This is a genomic window from Staphylococcus sp. CWZ226 (genome assembly GCF_018986355.1).
GTDB classification, from domain to species: Bacteria; Bacillota; Bacilli; order Staphylococcales; family Staphylococcaceae; genus Staphylococcus; species Staphylococcus simulans.
In genome coordinates this window covers 1-23,245 of the sequence record NZ_JAHMSB010000020.1, presented here as the reverse complement: position 1 = coordinate 23,245, position 23,245 = coordinate 1, and the positions used below count along the sequence as shown (strand labels likewise).

The window sequence follows — 23,245 nt, the reverse complement described above, 5'->3', positions numbered from 1 at the left end:
TTTAGCATACTATCACCTCATTATCTTATTACTATCATTATACAAGAAATGGGGAAAAGGTTATTATGTAAAATGTTAAAAAATAAAAAATGCCGACAAGTCCGTAGGACTTTGTCGACAGTCTGGAAAGACTCTATAGTCTTTTCTGAATTCGTTGAAAAAATTCTTAATGAATCTGTGTCTAAAGAAAAAACTATAATAAGTCTTATTGAAAATAACAAAAAATACCAAGTACAAAAAGGGTTTTTAGGATACGAAATTAAGGAGGTAAAATAATGGCAGATTTAAGTACACAGTTAATAAATAAATTAAAACTCTCTAATGATAAGCCTAACTTTAAAAGAAATTTCAAAAACAAACTACTGCCCTTTTTTACAAGAAATCCAGAAAGGGCTAAGTTTTCACAAGGTTTTGAACCTGTAATAGGAGCTTTATCAAGAATGAGTATAGGTTGGGACCCTGTATATTTAACAGATAACTATAATATAGATAATATTGTGGAAAATGTTGACAGTGTTCAATTATTAGATGGTTTTGAAATGGGAGAAGATGAAAAGCATAAATTTCTTTCAAATTTATTTAATGAATCATCTATAAAGTCTTTTAGGCACCCATTCCTATTAAATTATTATACTCTCAGTGAAAATAATGAAAAAAAGGGAGAAGTTGATGTTGCAAAATTTATCATGAAAATCTTTGATTTAAGTAATGACGAGAACTGGAAAAAGTTTATAAGTGATAGATCTACATCTAACTTAGTTGAAGATATTCTAATTGAATCATTAGAAAAGATCCCCCAACAAAAAACTGATAATCAATTTGTACTAATTAATAAAGAAATTTTTCGAGAAAGATTTGAAGATTTATAATTTCTTTTGGAACATAAAGACTTTGCTATAAAAAATTTAAGCTTGTTCTTCTCCTTTTATTATTTTCAGTTTTTAATGCAGACGGTTCTTACTATAGATCGCTTTAATGTCGATGATAGTAAGTTGTTTGAATTGTACTATACATTAGATTCAGAAAAGATAACGAGTACAAGAATAACGAATAAAAGAGGTTTCAACTTAATAAAAAGTATTTATAAAAATATTTTAGCTAATGATAACTTGATAGGGTATTTAAATGAGTTGTTAGAATACGAAACTTTCTACTCTTTACAAGACATAAAAAATATGGATAACAGTGATAGACAAAAGTTAGATGATGAATTAAAAACAGTTCTAGAAATGTACAAAACATCTATGTCAAAACAAGAATTTATACCGGAAGATTTAGACGACAAAATTTTAATGTTTAGAGATTGGCTTGTTAATGATGTTTCTAATGAGACAATATCAAGGTTTCCTAAATCTATCGAAGAAATAGGAGATCTATATTTCTTGAAAAGAAGAGGACAACTAGGAAAAGTGCTAACTCTTAGAAAAGAATTGATTATCTTATTAACAGCCCTAATTGTTAAAAGTGAAAAAATGATAGTTACTGAAGTGTTCAATGAATTTGAAAAAAGAGGAGTATTTTTAGATAGATATTCAAAAGAAGAAATAGTGGAATTATATGAAAAAATGAATATTTTAGATAAAAAAAGCGATAGTGGGGAGGCTAAGTATGTCAAGCCAATATTATAATTTTTTAAGCGGAAAACTCATCTCTTTCCTTGAAGAGAGTACTCTGAACTCAGGAGATAGATATTTCCTTATATTAAACAATGAAGCTGAAATAGAAAAACTGCAAAGAGCGATTTATCATACTGAAAATAAAAAGATAAAAATGTTTGAAAGTAAAGAATTTCAATTTTCAACCGAATCAATAGAAATTCAAAATCGTAATGTTATTTTTGTATTTGCAAAACAAGGGGTTAAGAATGACTTTTTAGTTACTATTCGTAACAAAGTTTCCTTACAGGAGAATGAATGGAAAAACTCTGTAGTTATATTTGTAATCAGTGAAGATCTTGATAGTATAACAGGAGGCGCTTTCGATTTAGCAAAACAAGGAGCACCATTTCACACTCGTACTTTAAGAAATGATTTAAAAAAGCAAGTAAGTAATAGAAAGAGTCAATTAGAAGACCATGAAAAAATTGTAATGGAATTTGTGATCAATAATACATTTGACGATGAATTAGTTAAGTATACTTTGATGGATTTTGAAGCTGTATTTAGCATTATAGAACAAGGGAAAATAGACAAAGAAAACTATTTCCAACTAGGATTATTTGAAGATAAACAAATTGGAACTTTCTCTAACAAAGAAATAAAGAATAGATTAGAGAAAAATAAAGAGTTGTTTGATGATGTTAACTATTTCCACGATAGAGGGAACCCAAAAGAAGGTTTAGAAGAAAATTTTGATAATGAAAAAGTAGTAAATTCCCTTTCTAAAGATGATTGGTACGAAATGGATTTTGAGACTGTTAAAAACAGTAAAGATGCTATGGACCAATTAAAACGTATTCAAATGAATTATCTTGAAGAAGATTTTTTAGAACAATTTAAAAATATAGAAGTATGGGACAAACCTAAAGGGAAAACTAAGGTTCAACAACGAGAACGAAGTATAGTTATTTTTAAAAATGGTGAACATTTAGAAAAAGTTAAACTTCCTTTTGATATTCCACCCGAAAGTAATTATATTGTTAAACGAGGTATGAAAAATTTAAATTTGACAAATAATTCAAAAGAAGAAGTGGAAATAAAAGCTCAAAGAAAAAATATTATTATTGATACATCAAAGCTTAACGAGAATGATGACCACTATTTTGAATTTAGTTACAAACACAATAATAATAATTCTTTAACTTTCAAATTCAGGATATTAGTTGTTAATTTTAGTAGTGAATTGATTGAAAATTTAAAGACTGATTACTCTTTGAAGTATGATTCAAAGACAAAAATGGTAGAAATATCAGTGAAAGATATAGAAAATGAACTTTTAATAAACAATCAGCCACCAAGAGAAGTGACTGTTAGAGAGAATGGTCAAACTTTTGATATACAATCTGAAAATAAATTTAAATTCAATAATTTGATTGCGGAAGACGAAGCTAATATTTATATAACTTTAAATATTAATGAAGTTTATTATAAATTGACATTAAGTGAAATTTCTAAAAAATTAGCCCCTATATCTGGTTTTGCTTTGATGAAGAAATTATATGATAAAAAATTATCAATAGAAAATCAAAACAAAAAGGTAATACAAGGTAACGAAGAATACCACCTATACACTACATTTAAAGATTTATTAAATTTTGAAGAAAACATGATGAACAATGATTATATGTGCGGGAAAATCATCGATGATAATTTTTACGGAGATAGGATAGAATTAAAACCAGCACTAACTGAAGTCTATGATGATCTATTAGCAGAAATAAAAAGGTACAACACTTTACCAAGTTTAATGTATCTAGAAGGTAGTCTTTTAGAGAAAGCAGAAGAATATTGTGCTTTGTTTGAGCAAGAATTGAATGAATTAAAAGATAATGAAAAGGTAGATGATATTTACACTCAAAATATTCATGAAGTAGGTGTTATTAAAGGAGATAGTATTTTATATCTTACGCCTTTACACCCATTGGTTTTAAGATATGAAATTCAAAAAACCAAAATGATTAAAGATAGTAAAATACCAGAAAAGATTTTAAGAAAATTTAATTCTGCTGGTCTTTTGCCATATTTTGTAGAAGAGGATCAATATTATTTCTCAAATTATGAAGATTATTATCCAAGAGGTATTATTTTCAAACCCTATACTTCAAAAAATAAGGCGAATGCTGAAAAATTAAGTAATATAATAAAATCTAGACTGTCTGATTTTAAAAAGCATTTCAAATATTTGTTTAGCATTAGCGATGAGTTTTCACTAAATACAAGATTTGTTGATATAGAAGATTATAAGATGGTATTAAAAGGTGTTTGTGAATATATTTTAAATGACTTCACGAACAACCGTTATATAAGTTTAATCAATCCAATTAACATCTTCTTAGATAAAGCTGATAATGAGATTGAAAGTCCAGTATTCGAAGAGTTTTATAATTTGAAAAGTTATAAGGAACTAACAGAAATGCTTGGAGTTAAAGTTCCAAACAAATTGAAAAACAATAATGAAGAAGAAGATGTTATAAAAACATTGAAAGATAAAATCAACATATACTTTAACCATAGTGACAATCTATTTCATATCACATTTTTAAACTTTGATCAGAAACCTCAGTTCAGTGTTAATGACTTTAACAAATTAAACTGTTCTATTGCTCATGATGGGTTACTTTCTGATCTAACTTATACGAAAATGGGAAATAGCTTCGTATCTGGTTTTGGTGTAAAGGGTCTGACATCTCATAATACTCTCGTTAATAGTGCGAAAATATGGAATAGTTTTATTTCTAATAATCAAAATAGACGTCTAAATCCATATAAAAAGAATGAAGTTATAGCTAATAATGTAATTAGTTTATCGGAACAAAACCTGCAACCAATATTTGATAATTCAAACTGGGTAACATTTATTGACCCGTCAGTAGATTTGTCTTATTTCAATGATAATGAACAAGATCTTTATGTTATTCATTATAATGACCAAACCTCATCATTTAATTATGAGTCCATCACTGTGACTAACAACACATCTCAATATGAAAATGTGTTAAAAGAATTTTTAAATAAAGTGAATGTAAATTTCCAACCTGAAAATATGGAATCTATAATTCGCTCATTTAATATCTTGAACGGAGAATGGTTATTATCCATTATAGGTACAAGAAGTAGTAGAAGTCTTGAAGTAGATAATAAGGTAAGAGAAAAACTAAGCATAATTGCTGCATACAAAACAATACTTGCTTTACTTGAGAGAAGTGACATTACTTGGATTCCAGTATCATTAGAAGAAATTATAAGAGTAAGTAGACAGCAAGGTCTAGATGCGAGTACGGATATTTTCTCAGCAAAAGAATTAAAACATAAAGGGTCTATTTCTGATGATTTATTATTTGTTGGATTTGAGTTAGACGAAAATAATGAAGGAGTATTTTATCTATTACCTGCTGAGGTTAAAGTAGGAATAAATGACTCATCAGTGTTAAATAAAGCTTCATTGCAAGTTTCGGAATTATATAAGGTACTTAATAAGCATCTAATAAATGATGATGATATTTCATTTACTAGAGATTATTATAGATATTTCTTCGCCAATATATACTTTGGGAACTTGAAAAAATTTATTGATAATGGTGTAATTCAAGATGAAAAGAAAGTCAAAGTATTGGAAAGTAAGACAGATGTATTAAACAATAAAATTAAATTTAGTAATAATTTTAATATATCTACAGCAAAAGGGATTTCAGTATTTTTCACTGAAGGTAACAGTTATAGGAAAATTACTAAGCAATTAGATAATAATATTGCTGAACTTCATTTGACTGAATATGATGCCTATATAGATGCTGAAAAAAGTTACGAAGATTTGAAAAATGAAATACAGAGTGGCAAAAAAGGATTGAAACTAAGCAATATAGACATTGATTCGGAAAAAGATACAGGTAAAGATAATGGTGAAGACAACAACAAACCTCTAACAATTGAAGTTGAACCGAATAGTAATTCGAATACAGATGACACTCCAACTGAGGTTCCTGTATCAGAGGATGCTCCACCTATCATTACTCCTCCTGAGGATACTAATGTCTTTGAATCGAAAAGTGGTGATTTCAAAGTTGAAAATAAAGTTGAAGGAAAAAGGATTCTGTTAGGCAATATACATGGAAGTGTTGAAAAGCTATATTGGGAATATGGCAATAAAGGCTTGCCTAATCGTCATTTACTAATTAGTGGAAAATCAGGGCAAGGTAAAACTTATTTTATGCAATGTCTGTTGTATGAAATGTCAAAAAATCATATTGATAGTTTAGTAGTCGATTATACAGATGGGTTCTTAGAGACACAATTAGAAGATGAATTTAAAAAAAGACTGCAAGATCAGCTTAAAATCGAATATATTTTCAAAGATAAATTGCCTATCAATCCGTTTAAGAGAAATAACATTGATTTGGGAGGATTTTTGATAGAAGAAACAAATGAAGATATTGCAGATAGAGTCGTTCAAATCATTGATTTTGTTTTTAGCTTAGGTATTCAACAAAGCAGTTTATTGAAAGAACATATTAGAAGTGGTCTAAGTACTTTTGATGAAAAACTTACTTTTGGAATTATAAAACAAAGATTGATAGATGAAGATACTGCTCAATCGTTAAATTTACAAGGTAGAATAAGTAACTTATTGAACAAGGATCCATTTGCATATGAAAACAATTCATTTAACTGGAAGGATGTATTTGGAAACAGCGGAGATGTTAATATATTCCAATTAAAAGGATATACCCCAGAAATACAGAAAATTATTACAGAATTTTTATTATGGGATCTATACAACTTTACAGAAAGAGAAGGGGATAAAAACTCTCCTATACCAGTGTTATTAGATGAAATGCAGAACCTCAACCATAAAGAATCTTCACCTACAACTAAGATTCTAAAGGAAGGCCGTAAATTCGGTTGGTCATCCTGGTTAGCTACTCAGTCCATTAATTCTATAAAGAATTCTGGTGGAGATACTGCAGCACTTTATAATGCAGCTTTACAAATTCACTTTGCCCCTCCAGAAGATCAAATAACTAATGTAAGTAGAACAATTGCCACAGATAAAAATTCAAGATTAAGAATTGAAAATCAATTATCTTCTTTAAGTAAGGGACAATGTATGGTTAATGGCTATGCAATGGTTAATGATGAATTAAAAAAAGTTACAGAAGTATTAGATATTACTCCATTAGAAGAGAGATAATATATAACATAAAAATGAAAAAACCAGGTCTGTTGATTTCATACACAGACCTGGTTCTTTATAATTATAATATTAATAAATAAGGATTCTCCACATATCTTGCTAACACTTTTAAGTACTCTGCAGCATCAGCACCATCTAATAACTGGTGATCAAATGTTAGACTGAGTGGTAAACGTTGAATTTGCTTTACATTGCCATCCTGTATAACAACTTCTGATTGCATAGCACCAACACCTAGGATGCCCGCTTCACCCACATTTAAAATTGGAGTAAAGTACTCAATCTCACTTGTACCCATATTAGTGATCGTAAATGTAGCACCAGATAAGACAACATCATTAGTTTCACCATTACGTACTTTTTCTGCAGAATCTTTAATTTCATTTGCTAATGCCCCGATGCTTTTACTATCCGCTTCTTTAATCACAGGTACCATCAGTCCATCATCTAATGATGTCGCAATACCTAAATGTACTTCATCAAATTCTTGAAGCTCACCATTTTCATAGCGGACATTAATTTTTTTATACTCTTTTAGTGATAATACTACAGCCTTAGCGAGCAATGCTGTGATAGATAACTTCACATCTTGTCCAGCATTACTTAACTCTGTAGCTAATTTTTCTTTAAATGATAATAATGGATCAGCATTAACTTTACGGTGCAGAGTAAGTTGTGCTGTTTGTTCGAGACTCTGACGCATATTTTGAGCAATACGTTTACGTATTGGATTTAATCCTTCTCCTGCAGTAGAAGATGGAACAGAAGCAGCAGAAGGTGTATCAGTCGTATCTTGACTCTCTTTATCTAATCCATTTTCAAGAACACGCTGTATATCAAGTTTGGTAATTCTTCCATTTCCGCCTGTGCCTTCGATACGAGAGATATCTAAATTGTTTTTATCTGCCATATTGCGTGCCAGAGGAGAAATGAATATACGTTCTCCTTTATTCTGAGTAGCACTAACTTCTTTAGGAGATGGAGACTCGTTAGTATCATTTGAATTCACATCTTTTTCTTCAGAAGTTTCATCTTTTTCTGAACTGTTTTCTTGCTCATTTTCTTCAACAGTCTCTCCACTTTCTCCTATAACCCCAATAGGTGTTTTGACTTTCGCTTCTTCACCAGCTTGAGTAGTGATTTTTATAATAGTTCCGTCAGCAGGGGCTTCAACATCTTGTGTTAATTTTTCTGAACTGATTGAAACGATAATGTCACCTTTATTTACTGAATCACCTTCTTGTACATGCCATTCTTCAACAGTTCCTTCTTTCATTGTCATGCCTAGTTTAGGCATCATAATATTTGTGCTCATTTTATCCACCCCCTTAACTTAAGATTTTACTTTCTTTAAATCAGCAATTAGTTCATCAGCTACATCTAATACTTTTTCTACACTTGGAATGTATGCTTGTTCTAAGTTTTGAGCGAAAGGTACAGGTGTATCTGGAGCAGTAACTTTTTTAATAGGTCCATCTAAGTAATCGAATCCAATATCACCAATTACTGAAGCGACATCTCCAGCTATATTACATTGAGGATTAGATTCATCTATCACAATCAAACGACCTGTTTTCTTTACTGATTCTAATACCGCTTCTTTATCCCATGGAGAAATTGAGCGTAAGTCGATGACTTCAGTTGAAATATTATCTTCAGATAACTTTTCAGCAGTGTCTAAAGCGGTCTGTACCATTTTTCCTATTGCTACAATTGTTAAGTCATCGCCTTCTTGTACGACATTAGCTTTTCCGATTTCAACAATATAGTCTCCTTCAGGGACGTCACCTTTCATACTTAGTAATGTCTTGTCTTCTGAGTAAACAACTAAATTATCGTCTTTAATCGCTGCTAAAAGTAATCCTTTAGCATCATATGGATTAGAAGGGACTACTACTTTAACACCAGGAATACTAGCAAAAATATTATATAGTGTTTGTGAGTGTTGCGCAGCGGCACCAGCGCCAGCACCATGGACAGTTCTAACTACCATTGGAATCTTGGCTTTACCGCCAAACATATATCTCATTTTTGCACCTTGGTTTAAAATAGGATCAAGTCCAAACCCGATAAAATCATTGAACATTAATTCTGCCACAGGTCTTAAGCCTGTTGCAGCAGCACCGACTGCGGAACTTAAAGTAATATGTTCAGCGATAGGTGTATCGATCACGCGATTACGTCCATATTTTTTAACTAATCCCTTTGTAACACCGAATACACCGCCGAATGAATCATCATCTTGTAAGTGATCTACATCTGCACCGCCGGCTACATCAGTACCAATTAATATAACGTTTTCGTCTTGTTCCATCGCAATATCCATTGCTTCGTTTACGGCTTTCATAAATGTGATTTTACGTTCTTCTCCCATTGTCAGTTCCCCCTTTAAGCTTATGCAAATACATCTTTATATAAAGAATCTAAATCTGGTAATTCACTATTTTCACCAAATTCTACTGCATCTTCTACAGCTTTTTTCGCAGCTGTTTCAATTTCATTTGCTTCATCTTCAGTTAACAAGTCATTTTCAATGGCATATTTTCGGAATTCTTCAGTTGGATTACGATCAGCATTTCGGTCTTCTTTTGATTTTACTTTTTGTTCATCGCCTTCAAAGTGTCCATACTTACGATAAGTATCACACTCTATAAGCGTAGGACCTTCGCCATTTTTAGCACGTTCGATAGCTTCTTTTGCTGCATCATATACTTCTACTACATTCATTCCATCTATATAAACACCAGGCATGTTATAAGCTGAAGCTCTCTCAGCAATTGTTTCTGATGCACTTGCATATTTATGTGTAGTACCTTCACCAAATTGGTTGTTTTCACAAACGAAGATAACAGGCAGGTTTAAAATCGAAGCGAAGTTTAAGCCTTCATGGAAGTTTCCTTCGTTTGCTGCACCATCTCCAAAGAAGCATACAGCAACATTATTTTTGCCTTGGTTTCTTAAAGAAATACCAGCACCAGTTGCTAAGCCGAAACCGCCACTTACAATACCATTGGCACCGAGCATACCTTTATCTATTTCTGCCACGTGCATTGAGCCACCTTTACCATGGCCTAAGCCGTCTCGTTTACCCATGATTTCAGCCATCATACCGTTTAAGTCGCAACCTTTAGCAATAGCATGTCCGTGTCCTCGGTGTGTACTCGTGATATAGTCATCATCTTCTAATAAAGCCATTACACCCGTTGCGACACCTTCTTCGCCAACGTATAGATGCACGAATCCAGGGATTTCTCCTTTGCCAAATATCTCATGTACTTTGTCTTCAAATTCACGGATTTCATTCATTGTTTTATAGATCCAGCGTGCTTCTTCTTTATTCATAACTAATTCCCCCTTAAAAATAGCTATTTATGAATTGCTTTATTTAGATAACTATCTGCAGATTCTCCCATTACTTCTAAAAGAGAAGGGTGAGGTTGAATCACTTGCGATAATTCTTCTATTGTTCCTTCAGATACTTTTACACCTAGCAGTTCACCAATTAACTCAGTAGCATTAGGCCCGGTAATAAAACCACCTAATATTTCACTATATTGAGTATCAATAACGAGTTGAATAAAACCATCTGTCTCTCCCTCAATCAAAGCTTTAGCATTACTTTGGAATTGAGCTTCGACTGTTTTAACTTTATAACCTTGTTCTTCTGCTTGTTCTTGAGATAAACCTACTGAAGCGGCTTCCACACGCGTATAGATACAACGTGGAATCATTTCATTTTGAATTGCTTTAGGTTTTAAACCAGCAATACTTTCTGTTGCCACGATTCCTTCAGCACCCGCAGCATGAGCAAGCTGATAACTATTTACTAAATCTCCAACGGCATAAATGTGTGGGATGTTAGTTTGATAATTTGTATCAACCTTTAAAAATGATTTTTCATCTTTTTCGATATTGAGTTCATTAATGACTTGAAGGTTCGGTTTTCTGCCAGTCGCGACAAGCAGGGTATCAAAGTTAATATCTTTTTGATCTTTTAATTGGATATGATCTTGGGTAACCTTATCAATTGTGCATTGCGTTAAAATTGTAATGTCTTGAGAATCTAAATGTTCTTTTAATACGGAGCGGATTTCTTTAGTTTCAGTGAGTAAGATATCATCAGCGACTTCTATAATTGTCACTTTAACACCTAAGTCAGCCATTGATGATGCGATTTCTGTAGCAATAACGCCACCACCAATTACTGCTAATTGCTTTGGTAGTTTTTCGATTTTGAAGATAGTGTCTGTAGTGTGATAGTTTGTTTCTTTTAGTCCAGGGATAGGAGGAACGAATGGAGTACTGCCAGTTGCAAGAATAATGTCTTTAGCCTTGATGGTTTGCTGATCAACTTTAATGGTTAAGTCTTCGTTTACAATTGCTTCACCCTTAATCTGATCAACTTTGTTTTGTTTAAGTAAATGCTCAACACCGCCAGTTAATTGAGAAATTACTGTCTTCGATCTAGAGAGCAATTTAGAATAATCTATGTCTAAATTTTCAGTGTGTATTCCCCAAGAGTCAGCAATGTTAATGTTTTGAACTTTTTTACCATATTCTAATAATAATTTGGATGGTATACAGCCAACGTTTAAACAGGTTCCCCCAAAATACTGTTTTTCAACGATAGCTACTTTTAAACCTAATTGTGCTGCTCGAATAGCAGAAACATAACCACCAGGGCCAGCGCCAATAACAACTAAGTCATATTGTTTCAAATTATCGCCCCCTTAATATAAAAGATGGAAACAAGTAAACATTCACTATGTAAGCGCTTACTTAGTTTATTCTCATTTTACTTAATATTTTCTAAATATTCAAATAAATATGTGCAACTCTAAAAAATTTACAGGAATATTGAGTAGCAATTTGTGATAAATCAATGATTAGTATTAAAGTTAGAAGCATTCATCGATTAAAAATTACAACTGATATGTAATTACTGTTTATAAAATGAGAATCAGTATATAAAGGCTAAAATTAAAGAGAACGGTATTAAAAGAACATGAAAGAAAAATACATTGTGTATAAATGTATTTTGGAAGCTGAATCGTATGGTGGTTTTATTGTTTTCCTATTCACTGACACTTATAATTATCTTAAACGGGTGTGTAGTATTTTATTACTACAATATTAATGGTGTATTAGGTGATTAAAATGAATAGGAAAAGAAAGCCGATAATTAAACAAATAAAGTATTCAATGGAGGATTTAAATCATTTTGTGGACGTATGGGAAGGCTCTGAGGATTCGAAGTATCTGTTGAAGTATCCTACGGTTTATATCATTAATGATGATAAGCAAAAGGGTTTTAAGGTGTATGTAGGGGAGACAGCTGATATTAAGGAGCGTACTTCTCAGCATTTATTGACGGATGCGAAGACAGTACCTTATTGGGCAGATTTTTCGTTGTCGTTAACGTCGACTATGTATGTGATTGGTCATCGCTATTTCAATAAATCTCTAACGTTAGATGTGGAGAATCGTTTGATGCAGTATTTATCAAGTGTTGATAGTATTGAATACATCTATAATAAGAGAGCAAACCAACAAAACGATTATTATACAGCTGATCAATTAGATGATATCTTTACGGATATTTGGAAGAAGTTGAATAAAGAGAATAATATTTTGTTCCCAGTAGAAAGTATTATTAGAGATTCAGCGATATTCAAAGCTTCCCCGTTTCATAAATTGACTCAGGAACAAAATAAAGCTAAAGAAGCGATAACGGGTAAGATAAAAGTAGCGTTACATAATAACTTAGAAGAACAGCTGGTGTTGGTAGAAGGTGAAGCGGGTTCAGGTAAAACCGTATTAATGAGCAGTTTGTTCTTTGATTTAAAACGAACGTTGTTAGAAGAAAATGATAACCAGCCTTTAAGTGTGTATTTGTTAGTCAATCATGATGAACAATTAAAAGTTTATCAAGAAATTGCGAAGAAATTAGGGTTGTATGATCCAAAGAATAAAAAACAAGCGATAGTAAACAAACCTACCAGCTTTATTAATCAGCGCAGTACTGAGGATAAAGTAGATGTAATCATTGTAGATGAAGCGCACTTATTATGGACACAAGGTAAGCAATCTTACCGTGGACAAAACCAACTGAAAGATTTAATTGCCCGAGCAAAAGTAGTTATTGCGGTATTTGATAGAAACCAAATCTTAAGTACTGAACAAGTGATAGAAGCAGACCAGTTAGAAAAATTGGTGTCAGAAACTAAAGAAAATAACAATCACATACATCTTAATAATCAAATGCGCATCAATAGTAATGAAGATACTGTAGATTGGATTCGTCGCCTCATAGATAAACAAACCATTGATAATATTCCTGAAGATGATAAGTATGATATTAAAATATTTGATCAACCTAAGCAGCTAGAACAAGCAATACGAAATAAAGCTCAATCTCAAGACTCTGGTATTTCACGTTTACTCGCAACGTATGACTGGAAGTATAATAGTAAAGCACCTGAAGAAGCGGATTATTGGCGTGTACGCATTGGTGAATGGAGCATGCCTTGGAACAGTCAACTCAAAGTTAGTAAACGAGAAAAATCTTTATCTTGGCCTGAACAAAGTCAAACTATTGATGAAGTAGGTTCAACATTTACCGTACAAGGCTTCGATTTAAATTATGCAGGTGTGATTATTGGTCCATCTGTTAAATTTAGAGATGGTAAAATTATTTTTGACGGTTCAGAGAGTTATAATCAAAAAGCAACTAGAAATAGAACACTCTCAGATAACACAAAAGCTAAATTCACAGAAGAATTGCTTAAGAATGAATTAAACGTCTTATTAACACGCGGCGTCAACGGCTTATATATTTACGCAGTAGATGAAGCTTTGCAAAATGAACTTAAACGTGCCGCTAATGGAGGTATAAACCATGAATAATACAGAACAACTCATCCAAGAAATTAATGATTTTCGTAATGCGAGAAACTGGAGACCTTATCATAATGAAAAAGATCTCGCAATTTCTTTATCGCTTGAAGCATCTGAACTTTTAGAACTGTATCAGTGGAAACAGCCTGAAGAAGTCAACGAGACAAAGCGTGAGCGTATCGCTGAAGAGTTGGCAGATGTCTTGATATACAGCTACATGATTGCGGATAACTTAGAGATGAATATTGATGATATTATCCGCGAAAAGTTGAAGAAAAATGCGATTAAGTATCCAGTAGAGAAAGCTAAAGAGTCAAATAAAAAATATACAGAGTTATAACATGTGAGGACTGCTTAGCGCAGTCCTTTAATTATTTAATAGAGCTCTCTGTTTTTAAGTTTTATACGTTTAAAGAAGTTGTTGAACTCCAAGTGTTTCATAAAACAAGAAATCGCCAGCTCTGCTGATTCTGGGCTCGCATAAACATAAGGGCATTCACTCATTTTTTTAACTTCTTTATTGATACGTTCTGCGCTATTACTTGTCAGTACATAGTTGTAGTTAGGTGCGACAGGTATTGTCAGATACGTAAAGCAGCTTTCAAAGTATTGATTTAATAAATTTATACCTTCCTCAAAACTTGGATAGTCTTTCGTTATTTTTACTAATTCTTTTTTGATTTCTACATTGACTTGATATTCAGTATTAGGCTCGAATAGTGTAGCTACCAGTTGACGTGCTTGTTTCGCAACGTCTTTTGGTGGTTCAGCATAGTCATCAGTATTTAAGACACGTTCAAAAGCTTCATTCAACGCAATTCTCATAGATCTAGAACATACTTGATATTTCATCGTTGGAAAATGTTTTGAACATATTTTCATTAAAGCAGGTGATAGGTCAGCTGAAATCATTAAAGGCGGATTCATCCCACGATTTTTCAATTCATTGAAGAGTTGTGTCCAAACCACATTTTCTTCTTCAAAAGAAACAGTCAAAGTTAAAATATCTCTATATCCATATTCATTGATGCCAGTGATTGTATAGAGTTTCGCAAAGTCAATATGTGCACCGTCAAATACAGGGAGTTGAAGGGCATGCGCATGAATAAAGTGATAGTGAGTACGATCAAGCAAACGTTTGCGCCATGTATTTGTTTTAAGACTCAATACACTTTTTAAATGAGAGATGTGAGATTCAGTGATGGAGTGTCCCCAAAAATAATAGAGCGCATTATGAATTGAACCTTGTGTTAAACCATGAACATGATTTTCCAGCAATGAAATACACATCGCTGCTTCAGGTAATGCATAACTTAAGATAACAGAAGGTTCGAATTCAGTGAACAGACGTTTAGGAAAGTTGATATCCAGTTGCCCCATTTTAAGACGATAACCTTGTTGGTAAGCCTCAGTAGTTAAGTTTGAGATAGGGATATAATTGTCACGTAATATTTTTACTACGTTGAGTGGATATTCATGATGAAGATGTTGTGTTAAAGAAATCAACTCTTTCTTTGAATCAATATCCATGTTGCTTTCTTTGATTTCAGAAACTAAGTTTGAAATAGGATAGGTCATGTGCAGTTCTTTATGAAATTGAGTCATGAAAATATTCTCCTGTCTGGATGTCATTGAATTAATAATGTGTAAGCTAAATTGAAAATAAATTAATTTATAGTCATGGAGAGCTCATTCATAAGCGCGCACCTGTCAGTGGGAAGTAAAGATTGAAGTTATAAATTGTGATACTTGTAAATTCATGTAATGGGAGTATGTATTGGATAAAATATGGCATATTAAAATTTCCTTTCTCTGATGTCTAGAATTAATATGGTTTGGAAATAACTGCGATAATCTTAAACAAGATTGAGTTGTGTTATGTATCAATTGCGTGTTTCTAAGTTGTTCAGTTAGTTTGTGAATCAATTAGAGTATTACTTGAAAATAAAACTACAATGTCGATTGTCGACTAAAGGGAAAATAATGTGCTATTAACGTAAGAGGAAATGGTATTGAACGCTATGAAATAAAGTGAGTTGGATATAGCGTTATATTTAAGTGATGTACCTCAAAGAGAGGTAATGAGATAGTTGAATTATAAAGTGCTTTTTAATTTTTGTAAACACCTTTTTCGATAAAATAATAAAACAGTTTGATAATACTGAATTTCAAACAATGAAAAAGGACTTAGAATATAAACAGAGAGAATGTTTGAATGCCTTTAAATAGCTGCTTAATATGATTTTAAAACGATTGATGTATTCAATGAGAAGCTAACCATTCTTTTGATTAATTGAATATATTGCAAACAATAAGAATATGTATGTTTTTATAAGAAATTAAAGCGTGGTTACATTCATTTAAAATTTAAAATATTTGATTGACAATAGAAATAGGGGAGTGCTAAGATTTTAGCATGTAGTCTTTCCAAGAAGCTACATAACCGTTTCTAGCATGAGACTAGACATTCTATTCTGATTGGGCTAGATCAAAAAGTTATCTTTATGGTCTGGCCTTTTTGCTTTGTTAGAAACAAAAAACCGCCCAAAAAGGGCGGGTCATCAAGTTGTGAATTTAAAAGTTGCGCTTCAAAACAAAAAAGAAAATGACAGCATCTTTGTCTTGCTTTGAAGACAAGAAAAAGTATATAGGATAACTTTTGATAAGTAAAGAACTTTTATTAAAAAAATCACGATAATATTTCACTTCATATATAGCGAAAAAATTATCGTAAACCACAAAGGTTTTTTTAACACTAAAACTCGAAAAACACAAATTCAAGATTTTTTTGATATTGCTAAATTACTTTAATCGTTGTTGTGGTGCGGTTTTAGAAAAATAACATTTTTTACTTTATGATAGTGATAACCACCAAGAAATTGTATGAAACCGTAATGATTGTAAAAAAATCTATAAAAATTTTAAGATTTTTCTTGACTATCAAAAAACATGATGCTAATATTTAGCCATGCACAAGACAAACACCTCTCAAAAAAGGAATCCAACTTTGATACAAATTGAGAGAAAAACAGGCCAAAGTCCAATTTGTATTTGCAGCTGTGAAAGGTGCGCGTACTGTGCAAGATTGAATTGCTGAGTTCATAAATAGAGATCGAACTTCATGAAGGTTTAACAGCACAGTAATTCAATTGACCTGACCGATTAGGTTTGTAGCTGGTAAAAAATAACTAACGAAAGGCAATCTTTCGCATAACGGTTATATTATTTCTGGTTAGAAATCCAGTTAGACAAACATCGGTATTAGAAATTCACTCCTTCTTTAAGGATACAACTATTATTTACAAGTTCGTATCACAATGAGATATAGAAAATTTGTAATACAAAATTCGAGAGAAAAAGAAAATGAATTTTTATTTGAGACATAGAGAGAGAAATCGTCACAAATAGGATGCGTAAAAAAGTTAGTGTCCCTATTATTATTAAACACCATATAGGTGGGTTTAAATTGATGCAGTATGAGAAAAAGAGAATTACTGCAGCGGTTTAAACCAAAGCTTTAAAATTAAGTAGAATTTTTTAAGATATGTTGGATGCGTATCGTAAAAATCATTAGATTTAATAACTTTTTATCATTCATAAGTGTGGAGGCTTATCGTAATTGTTTACGATGAGCCTCTTTTATTTATACATAAATTTGTTATTCGTCAATGTAATAAAATATTACTTGTTCAGCGATCCAGTCACTATCACTTTTTTTACTGGATAGGTACACTAATTTTACTGTTTTACTAAAAAATCATGAGTTTCTTCCTATTATAAATGTAAAAGCAGAGACCTATTCAGATCTCTGCTTCAGAATACCTATTTAATTTTGTTTTAATTATGAGTAGATTAATACTTGTGTTACTAACATTGCACCACCGAATACAAGTACGAATACTACAACTGGCCATACGAATCGGAACCAGTGTGAGTATCTCATATCCAACATTTGTAATGTTGCCATTACAAGTCCTGTAGGTGCTAAGAATAACATTGCATATTGTCCGAATTGATAAGCAGTTACAATAACAAATCTTGGAATACCAACAGTATCTGCTAGCGGTGCGAAAATTGGCATAGACAGTACTGCTAGACCAGAAGATGATGGTACGATAAATCCTAGGAAGAAGAAGATAATCAATAAGATAATAATGAATATCGGACCACTCACATGAGATACGATGTCAGATGAGAATTTCAAGATTGTATCTGAAATTAATCCTTCATTCATAACTAAGTTAATACCACGCGCTAAACCGATGATTAATGATACACCTACTAAACTAGAAGCACCATTAATAAAGGCATCGACTGTTCCTTTTTCTCCTAATCCTTGTTTACCCATACCTGCAATGAACATGATAATAATCGTTACAGATAAGAACATTGCGGCCATGACTGGGAACCACCAACCTTGAGTCATTACACCCCAAACCATAAGTGGGAATGGGATAACGAACAAGATTAAAATGATTTTCTTACGCCAAGTGAATTGATCCGCATGTGCATCTTTACCCATAACAGACCATTGTTCATTGAATTTCTCACGGTCTTCATAAGAGTAAGAAGCTTTTGGATTCTTTTTGATTTTTTGTGTATACCAATATAAATAACCAATAACAAAGATTGCACCAATGATACAACCTGCGATACGCCAATATAGCCCTTCAGTGAAGGCAATACCTGCAGCGTTAGAGGCGATAACTACTGAGAATGGGTTAATTGTTGAGAAGGTTGTTCCGACGGAACTGGCCAAGAATATGGCCCCTACACAGACAATTGAGTCATAACCCATTGCTATGAATATTGGCACCAGTATTGGATAGAAGGCGACGGCCTCTTCCTCAATACCACACAAGGTTCCTCCAAGTACCATCAGGATAGAAACCATGAAGATGAGCATAAACTCATGACCTTTAGTCTTTTTCGTTAACGCAAGTAATCCAGATTCAAATGAACCACTGGCACTTACAACACCAATCAGTCCACCGAGTACAAAGATGAATACCATAATATCAACGGCTTCGATTGTTCCGTGAACCATTGCGCTTGTAATTTGGTCAGGTCCTGCTGGATTTTGTTTTAATCTTTCGTAAGTATCTGGGATAGAAATAGGTTTATTAATTGCGCCGGATTCAAACTGTTCTATGTTGATTTTGACGCCCATTTTATCTAATTCTTCTTGGGTTCCCGGCACTTTCTTAATTTCTTTATGAGGGTTTTCAATTTTTAATTGATCAGACCCTGGTTCATAAGATAATTTAGAATACGCACCCGCTGGAATCAGCCATGTCGCAATAACAGCAACGATTGTTAAAATGAACAAAATGGCAAAGGCACCAGGCATACGAAGTTTAAATTTTTTCTTCTTTTTAGGGGGCTCTGTTGATTCTTTAGCAGCATCCATTTGATTTGCATGATCCATTATAATCATCTCCTTATAAGCAAGGGAATCTCAAAAATGCAGTTATCATATTCGAATGTCAGATAAAAAAGACAAGATACATTTTATTCAGCCCATACGCTTTATTTATATATTGGTTCCAGCTTCAAATGTCATAGAGACTATCGATAGATATATAGACTTTGACATTCTTCGGCTGTTAAATTTATATTCAAAAGCTATCCAACGCAGGACTTAAAAAAGTTATCAAAGATTAAAGTGTAAGAATACTCTTTATTTTTGCGTAAAATTTTTTTGAATCAGCGAGATCCGCTCATTCAAAATTCTGTGTATGATAGGACTTGAATATAAATTATGTAACAAAATATTTATAAAAGGCCTGAACAAGTTGTAACAAATGTGAGATTGTTCAAGCATGTTCAGGCACTTTTTATAATCAATATATCTGTCATGATTCACTATCTATTGAGCATTACCTACCATCAATAGCGAATTATTTTGTAATCACTGTACCCACTTTGCCTTCTAATGCAGCATCTAGATTTTCTAGAGAAGTAATGAGTACTTCGCCTTCTGGGTTCTTTTCAATGAATTGAAGAGATGCTTCAACTTTAGGTAACATACTACCTTTAGCGAATTGACCTTCTTCAATATATTTTTCCATATCAGCAGTAGTGACTTTAGTTAATTTTTCTTCGTTTTCTTTACCGAAGTTGATGAAGATATAATCGACTGCAGTTAAAATGATTAACTTATCAGATTTGATGTGTGCCGCAAGAATCGCACTTGATTTATCTTTGTCGATTACTGCGTCTACACCGTGTAAGTCGCCGCGGTCGTCTTTAACAACAGGGATACCGCCGCCACCACCAGCAATAACGAGTGATCCGTTATTGATTAAATCTTCAATACTTGGTAGCTCAACAATTTCAATTGGCTGTGGAGAAGGGACTACACGACGGTAGCCACGACCAGAATCTTCTACGAATGTGTATTTACGTTCTTTAGCAATTGTATCTGCTAAATCTTTGTCATAGAATTTACCAATTGGTTTTGTTGGATTTTCAAATGCTGGGTCTTCTTTAGAAACCACTGTTTGTGTGACTAAAGTCACAACAGGTTTCTTAATATCTAAATTGTGTAGTTCGTTTTGTAAACTTTGTTGTAGTTGATAACCAATGTACGCCTGACTCATTGCACCACATTCTGGGAATGGGAAGGCTGGACCTTGATCATGTTCTGCCGCAAAGTTTAATCCTAGGTTGATACTGCCGACTTGCGGACCGTTGCCGTGACTGATGACTACTTCGTGGCCTTTTTGAATCAATGCTACAAGTGATTTTGATGTGTTTTCCACTAGCTTTAATTGTTCTTGTGGGGAATTGCCTAAGGCATTTCCTCCTAATGCTACTACGATTTTAGCCATACTTTGTGTCCTCCTTATCCAATATCTCCTAGAGTCGCAACCATCACAGCTTTGATAGTGTGCATACGGTTTTCAGCTTCTTGGAATACAACAGAGTGTTTGCCTTCGAAGACTTCATCTGTAACTTCCATTTCTTTTAAGCCGTGTTTATCAAAGATTTGTTTACCGATTGTTGTGTCAGTGTTGTGGAAAGAAGGTAAGCAGTGTTCGAAGATAACACGTGGGTTACCTGTTTTTTCGATCATGTCTTGGTTTACTTGGTAAGGTTTCAATAATTTGATACGTTCTTCCCAAACTTCGTCTGGCTCACCCATAGATACCCATACGTCTGTGTAAAGTACGTCTGAACCTTTAACACCTTTATCAATGTCGTCTGTTACTAAGATTTCGCCGCCGTTTTCTTCAGCGATTTCTTTACAACGGTTCAATAATTCATCCGTAGGATTCAATTCTTTAGGGCAAACAAGGTTGAAACGCATACCCATGATTGCTGCACCTTGCATCAACGCATTCGCAACGTTGTTGCGACCATCGCCTACGTAAGTGAAGTTGATTTCGTGATAAGGTTTTTTCAATACTTCTTTAGCTGTTAGGAAGTCAGCTAATACTTGTGTTGGGTGATCTTCGTCAGTTAAACCGTTCCATACCGGCACGCCTGATTCTTCAGCTAATGTTTCAACAGTACGTTGAGAGAATCCGCGATATTCGATGCCGTCATACATGCCGCCTAAAACGCGTGCTGTATCTGCTGCTGTTTCTTTTTTGCCCATTTGAGAACCAGTTGGTCCAAGGTAAGTAGTGCTTGCACCTTGGTCAGCTGCCGCAACTTCAAATGCGCAACGAGTACGAGTTGAGTCTTTTTCGAAAATTAATGCAATGTTTTTTCCTTTAAGTGTTTGTTGCTCAATACCTGCGTATTTTGCACGTTTTAAATCTTCTGATAAGTTCAGTAGGAACTCCATCTCTTTCTGTGAAAAATCTAATAATGTTAGGAAATGTCTATTTCTTAAGTTTTGCATTCTAATACAACTCCTCTATGTGATTGATTTCACATTAATTGTAAACGCTTTCTATTGGTTTCGTCAATGAAATTTTGCACAATTATTTAGTTATAACTTTAAATTTGTCTGAGAAGTTAACGTTATGCATAAGGTGTCTTTAAAGGTGCATTTTTAGCGATAACAAAAAGAAAAATATTCATTTATTTGTATGAATATATGACTCGCTTTTATTTGTATTACCTATTCCGTGTAAGTTAACCCTTTTTTGTTCAAAATCAACAAAAATTAATAGAAAGAAAATCGCTGAATTCCTATACTTTCAGCATTTTAAACGTGGAAATAAAAAATATTTCACATGAGCTTAACAAAAACTTAAAAATAGATTGATTTTGGTTAAAAGTAATATAAGATAGTGTTATATAAGAAAATAAATGTCTCCATTAGACATCTATGATACTTACAACTAAGACAGAGCGGAGAGATATCAATGAAAAAACTTTGGTTAATTGTAATCAGTGCATTATTTTTATTAGCGGGCTGTTTCGGTTTGAAATCACATGATCAATCAGACGAAACAATTAAAAAAGGTAAAGCCACTGATCAAATGCAGACATTCAAAATTGGACAAATAGTAGATGCCGATGGTGTGGATGTTCAAGTTATCAAAGCGGAATACATTAATAACTACAGTGATATTGATGCACCAAAGAACGGGAAAGCATTACAAGTAACTTTGAAATTTAAAAATAATAATAAACCAAAAGTGGTTGTGGATTCTAGCGCATTCGCAATGACGATTAGAGGAGAAACGTATCCAGACTGGGTTGGCGGTAATCATTCAGAAGGAAGTTTCACGCATCAACTCAGTCATGGAAAAACTGCAGTAGAATCTTTGACGTTCGATGTACCAGACGCTAAAGTCTATACATTAGAAATGGATGCGCAGTTTAAAAAGAAAAATGTTAAAGGTAAATGGAACATCCACCAAGCAATGATTAAAAAAGGTGACAGTCAAAACGATACAAATAAAGCAGCAGCATCTGATACTAAAGAGAAAAGTTCTAAAAAATCATCTAAAGAAAAAGACTATCCTTATTCTGCAGATGAATATAATGCGTTAGTTGATTTATACAATGCCTTCACAAAAGGTGAGCGTATGAACCATGTCACACGTGGAGTTACGAACAAAGAATACAATGATTTAGCTGATCGTGTAGATAAATTGCTAGAAGATTATGGAGAAGAGCTTGATGCTGCATATCAAAAAGCAGTAAAAGAAGAAGAGGCTGAATGGCAAAAAAATCAAGATCGTATCAATAAAGAGTTTGAAGCAGAAATGAAACGCCAAGATGAAGTCAATGCGCGTGAAGAAGCACAACGACGCAAACAAGAAGAGGCGGAACAACGTGCTTATGAAGCTCAAGTACAACGTCAAAATGAACAAGCTGCACGTGAAGCAGAAGCACAAAAACAACAAAATACGAACAATCAATCTCAAGATGATTCACAATAATTGAAAAAGCTGCCTATGGCAGCTTTCAGACCGTAGACAAACTACCGTTATAACTTGAAAAAGTGTAACGGTAGTTTATTTTTTTATGAAATTTTCGAAAATATGTATAAAAATCTTTATAATAGAAGTCCTCACGGACTCTTATGTAAGCC

At 33.0% G+C, this 23,245-nt stretch carries 15 protein-coding genes; 7 read left to right on the top strand and 8 right to left on the bottom strand.

Annotated elements, in window-relative coordinates:
• The 4 genes from KRR19_RS11705 to KRR19_RS11695 form a co-directional block, all read left to right on the top strand.
• A partial coding sequence (locus tag KRR19_RS11705) for a hypothetical protein (protein WP_207021236.1) occupies positions 1–276 on the top strand: 276 nt, incomplete at its 5' end.
• Positions 276–869 carry a hypothetical protein gene (locus KRR19_RS12300; protein ID WP_253901129.1) on the top strand — a complete coding sequence of 198 codons (594 nt, stop codon included), beginning with the start codon at positions 276–278 and terminating at the stop codon, positions 867–869. The genes KRR19_RS11705 and KRR19_RS12300, both read left to right, overlap by 1 nt.
• Positions 870–875: 6 nt before the next feature.
• Positions 876–1,628, top strand: a complete 753-nt coding sequence (dptG, locus tag KRR19_RS12295) for a DNA phosphorothioation-dependent restriction protein DptG (protein ID WP_253901128.1) — start codon at positions 876–878, stop codon at positions 1,626–1,628.
• On the top strand, positions 1,609–6,846 hold the full coding sequence (locus KRR19_RS11695; protein ID WP_070684466.1) for a helicase HerA domain-containing protein: 5,238 nt from the start codon (positions 1,609–1,611) through the stop codon (positions 6,844–6,846). The genes dptG and KRR19_RS11695 overlap by 20 nt, the downstream gene beginning before the upstream one ends.
• Positions 6,847–6,910: 64 nt before the next feature.
• Here KRR19_RS11695 and KRR19_RS11690 read toward each other — a convergent pair whose 3' ends face one another.
• The 4 genes from KRR19_RS11690 to lpdA are packed head-to-tail and all read right to left on the bottom strand — an operon-like array spanning position 6,911 to position 11,567.
• Positions 6,911–8,164: a dihydrolipoamide acetyltransferase family protein gene (locus KRR19_RS11690; RefSeq protein ID WP_070684467.1), complete on the bottom strand. Its 1,254-nt coding sequence runs from the start codon at positions 8,162–8,164 to the stop codon at positions 6,911–6,913.
• 18 nt (positions 8,165–8,182) lie between these two features.
• Positions 8,183–9,223, bottom strand: a complete 1,041-nt coding sequence (locus tag KRR19_RS11685; RefSeq protein WP_002480080.1) for an alpha-ketoacid dehydrogenase subunit beta — start codon at positions 9,221–9,223, stop codon at positions 8,183–8,185.
• Between the two features lie 20 nt (positions 9,224–9,243).
• A complete protein-coding gene (locus KRR19_RS11680) occupies positions 9,244–10,191 on the bottom strand; it encodes a thiamine pyrophosphate-dependent dehydrogenase E1 component subunit alpha (protein ID WP_216733645.1) in 948 nt (315 codons plus the stop codon).
• A gap of 23 nt (positions 10,192–10,214) precedes the next feature.
• Positions 10,215–11,567, bottom strand: a complete 1,353-nt coding sequence (gene lpdA / locus KRR19_RS11675) for a dihydrolipoyl dehydrogenase (protein ID WP_216733644.1) — start codon at positions 11,565–11,567, stop codon at positions 10,215–10,217.
• A 484-nt stretch (positions 11,568–12,051) separates the two neighbouring features.
• Between lpdA and KRR19_RS11670 the strand changes: the two genes are divergently transcribed.
• Together KRR19_RS11670 and KRR19_RS11665 are read left to right on the top strand one after the other, a co-directional pair.
• Positions 12,052–13,755 carry a DUF2075 domain-containing protein gene (locus tag KRR19_RS11670; RefSeq protein ID WP_242543436.1) on the top strand — a complete coding sequence of 568 codons (1,704 nt, stop codon included), beginning with the start codon at positions 12,052–12,054 and terminating at the stop codon, positions 13,753–13,755.
• Positions 13,748–14,086 carry a nucleotide pyrophosphohydrolase gene (locus tag KRR19_RS11665; protein WP_002480076.1) on the top strand — a complete coding sequence of 113 codons (339 nt, stop codon included), beginning with the start codon at positions 13,748–13,750 and terminating at the stop codon, positions 14,084–14,086. The genes KRR19_RS11670 and KRR19_RS11665 overlap by 8 nt, the downstream gene beginning before the upstream one ends.
• A gap of 35 nt (positions 14,087–14,121) precedes the next feature.
• Here the strand turns inward: KRR19_RS11665 and KRR19_RS11660 are convergent, their stop codons facing one another.
• The 4 genes from KRR19_RS11660 to argF form a co-directional block, all read right to left on the bottom strand.
• A complete protein-coding gene (locus KRR19_RS11660) occupies positions 14,122–15,351 on the bottom strand; it encodes a transposase (RefSeq protein ID WP_216733643.1) in 1,230 nt (409 codons plus the stop codon).
• Positions 15,352–17,587: 2,236 nt separating this feature from the next.
• Complete coding sequence (locus KRR19_RS11655; protein WP_031262850.1) at positions 17,588–19,156, bottom strand: YfcC family protein; 1,569 nt, start codon at positions 19,154–19,156, stop codon at positions 17,588–17,590.
• A 490-nt stretch (positions 19,157–19,646) separates the two neighbouring features.
• The gene (gene arcC / locus KRR19_RS11650) at positions 19,647–20,579 is read right to left on the bottom strand and encodes a carbamate kinase (RefSeq protein ID WP_002480072.1); all 933 of its coding nucleotides are present in this window, start codon (positions 20,577–20,579) and stop codon (positions 19,647–19,649) included.
• Positions 20,580–20,593: 14 nt separating this feature from the next.
• A complete protein-coding gene (argF, locus tag KRR19_RS11645) occupies positions 20,594–21,598 on the bottom strand; it encodes an ornithine carbamoyltransferase (RefSeq protein WP_107587673.1) in 1,005 nt (334 codons plus the stop codon).
• A gap of 469 nt (positions 21,599–22,067) precedes the next feature.
• Between argF and KRR19_RS11640 the strand changes: the two genes are divergently transcribed.
• Positions 22,068–23,093, top strand: coding sequence for a DUF4352 domain-containing protein (locus KRR19_RS11640; protein ID WP_060804075.1), 1,026 nt, complete (start codon positions 22,068–22,070; stop codon positions 23,091–23,093).
• The last annotated feature ends 152 nt before the right edge of the window (positions 23,094–23,245 follow it).

Excerpts from the sequence above, each read along its gene's own strand:
- KRR19_RS11665 (WP_002480076.1), top strand. The coding sequence starts at position 13,748 with ATGAATAATACAGAACAACTCATCCAAGAAATTAATGATTTTCGTAAT.
- KRR19_RS11690 (WP_070684467.1), bottom strand. The coding sequence starts at position 8,164 with ATGAGCACAAATATTATGATGCCTAAACTAGGCATGACAATGAAAGAA.
- KRR19_RS11695 (WP_070684466.1), top strand. The coding sequence starts at position 1,609 with ATGTCAAGCCAATATTATAATTTTTTAAGCGGAAAACTCATCTCTTTC.
- KRR19_RS11655 (WP_031262850.1), bottom strand. The coding sequence starts at position 19,156 with ATGGATGCTGCTAAAGAATCAACAGAGCCCCCTAAAAAGAAGAAAAAA.
- KRR19_RS12300 (WP_253901129.1), top strand. The coding sequence starts at position 276 with ATGGCAGATTTAAGTACACAGTTAATAAATAAATTAAAACTCTCTAAT.
- KRR19_RS11660 (WP_216733643.1), bottom strand. The coding sequence starts at position 15,351 with ATGACTCAATTTCATAAAGAACTGCACATGACCTATCCTATTTCAAAC.
- KRR19_RS11685 (WP_002480080.1), bottom strand. The coding sequence starts at position 9,223 with ATGGGAGAAGAACGTAAAATCACATTTATGAAAGCCGTAAACGAAGCA.
- arcC (WP_002480072.1), bottom strand. The coding sequence starts at position 20,579 with ATGGCTAAAATCGTAGTAGCATTAGGAGGAAATGCCTTAGGCAATTCC.
- KRR19_RS11680 (WP_216733645.1), bottom strand. The coding sequence starts at position 10,191 with ATGAATAAAGAAGAAGCACGCTGGATCTATAAAACAATGAATGAAATC.
- KRR19_RS11670 (WP_242543436.1), top strand. The coding sequence starts at position 12,052 with ATGGAGGATTTAAATCATTTTGTGGACGTATGGGAAGGCTCTGAGGAT.
- argF (WP_107587673.1), bottom strand. The coding sequence starts at position 21,598 with ATGCAAAACTTAAGAAATAGACATTTCCTAACATTATTAGATTTTTCA.
- KRR19_RS11640 (WP_060804075.1), top strand. The coding sequence starts at position 22,068 with ATGAAAAAACTTTGGTTAATTGTAATCAGTGCATTATTTTTATTAGCG.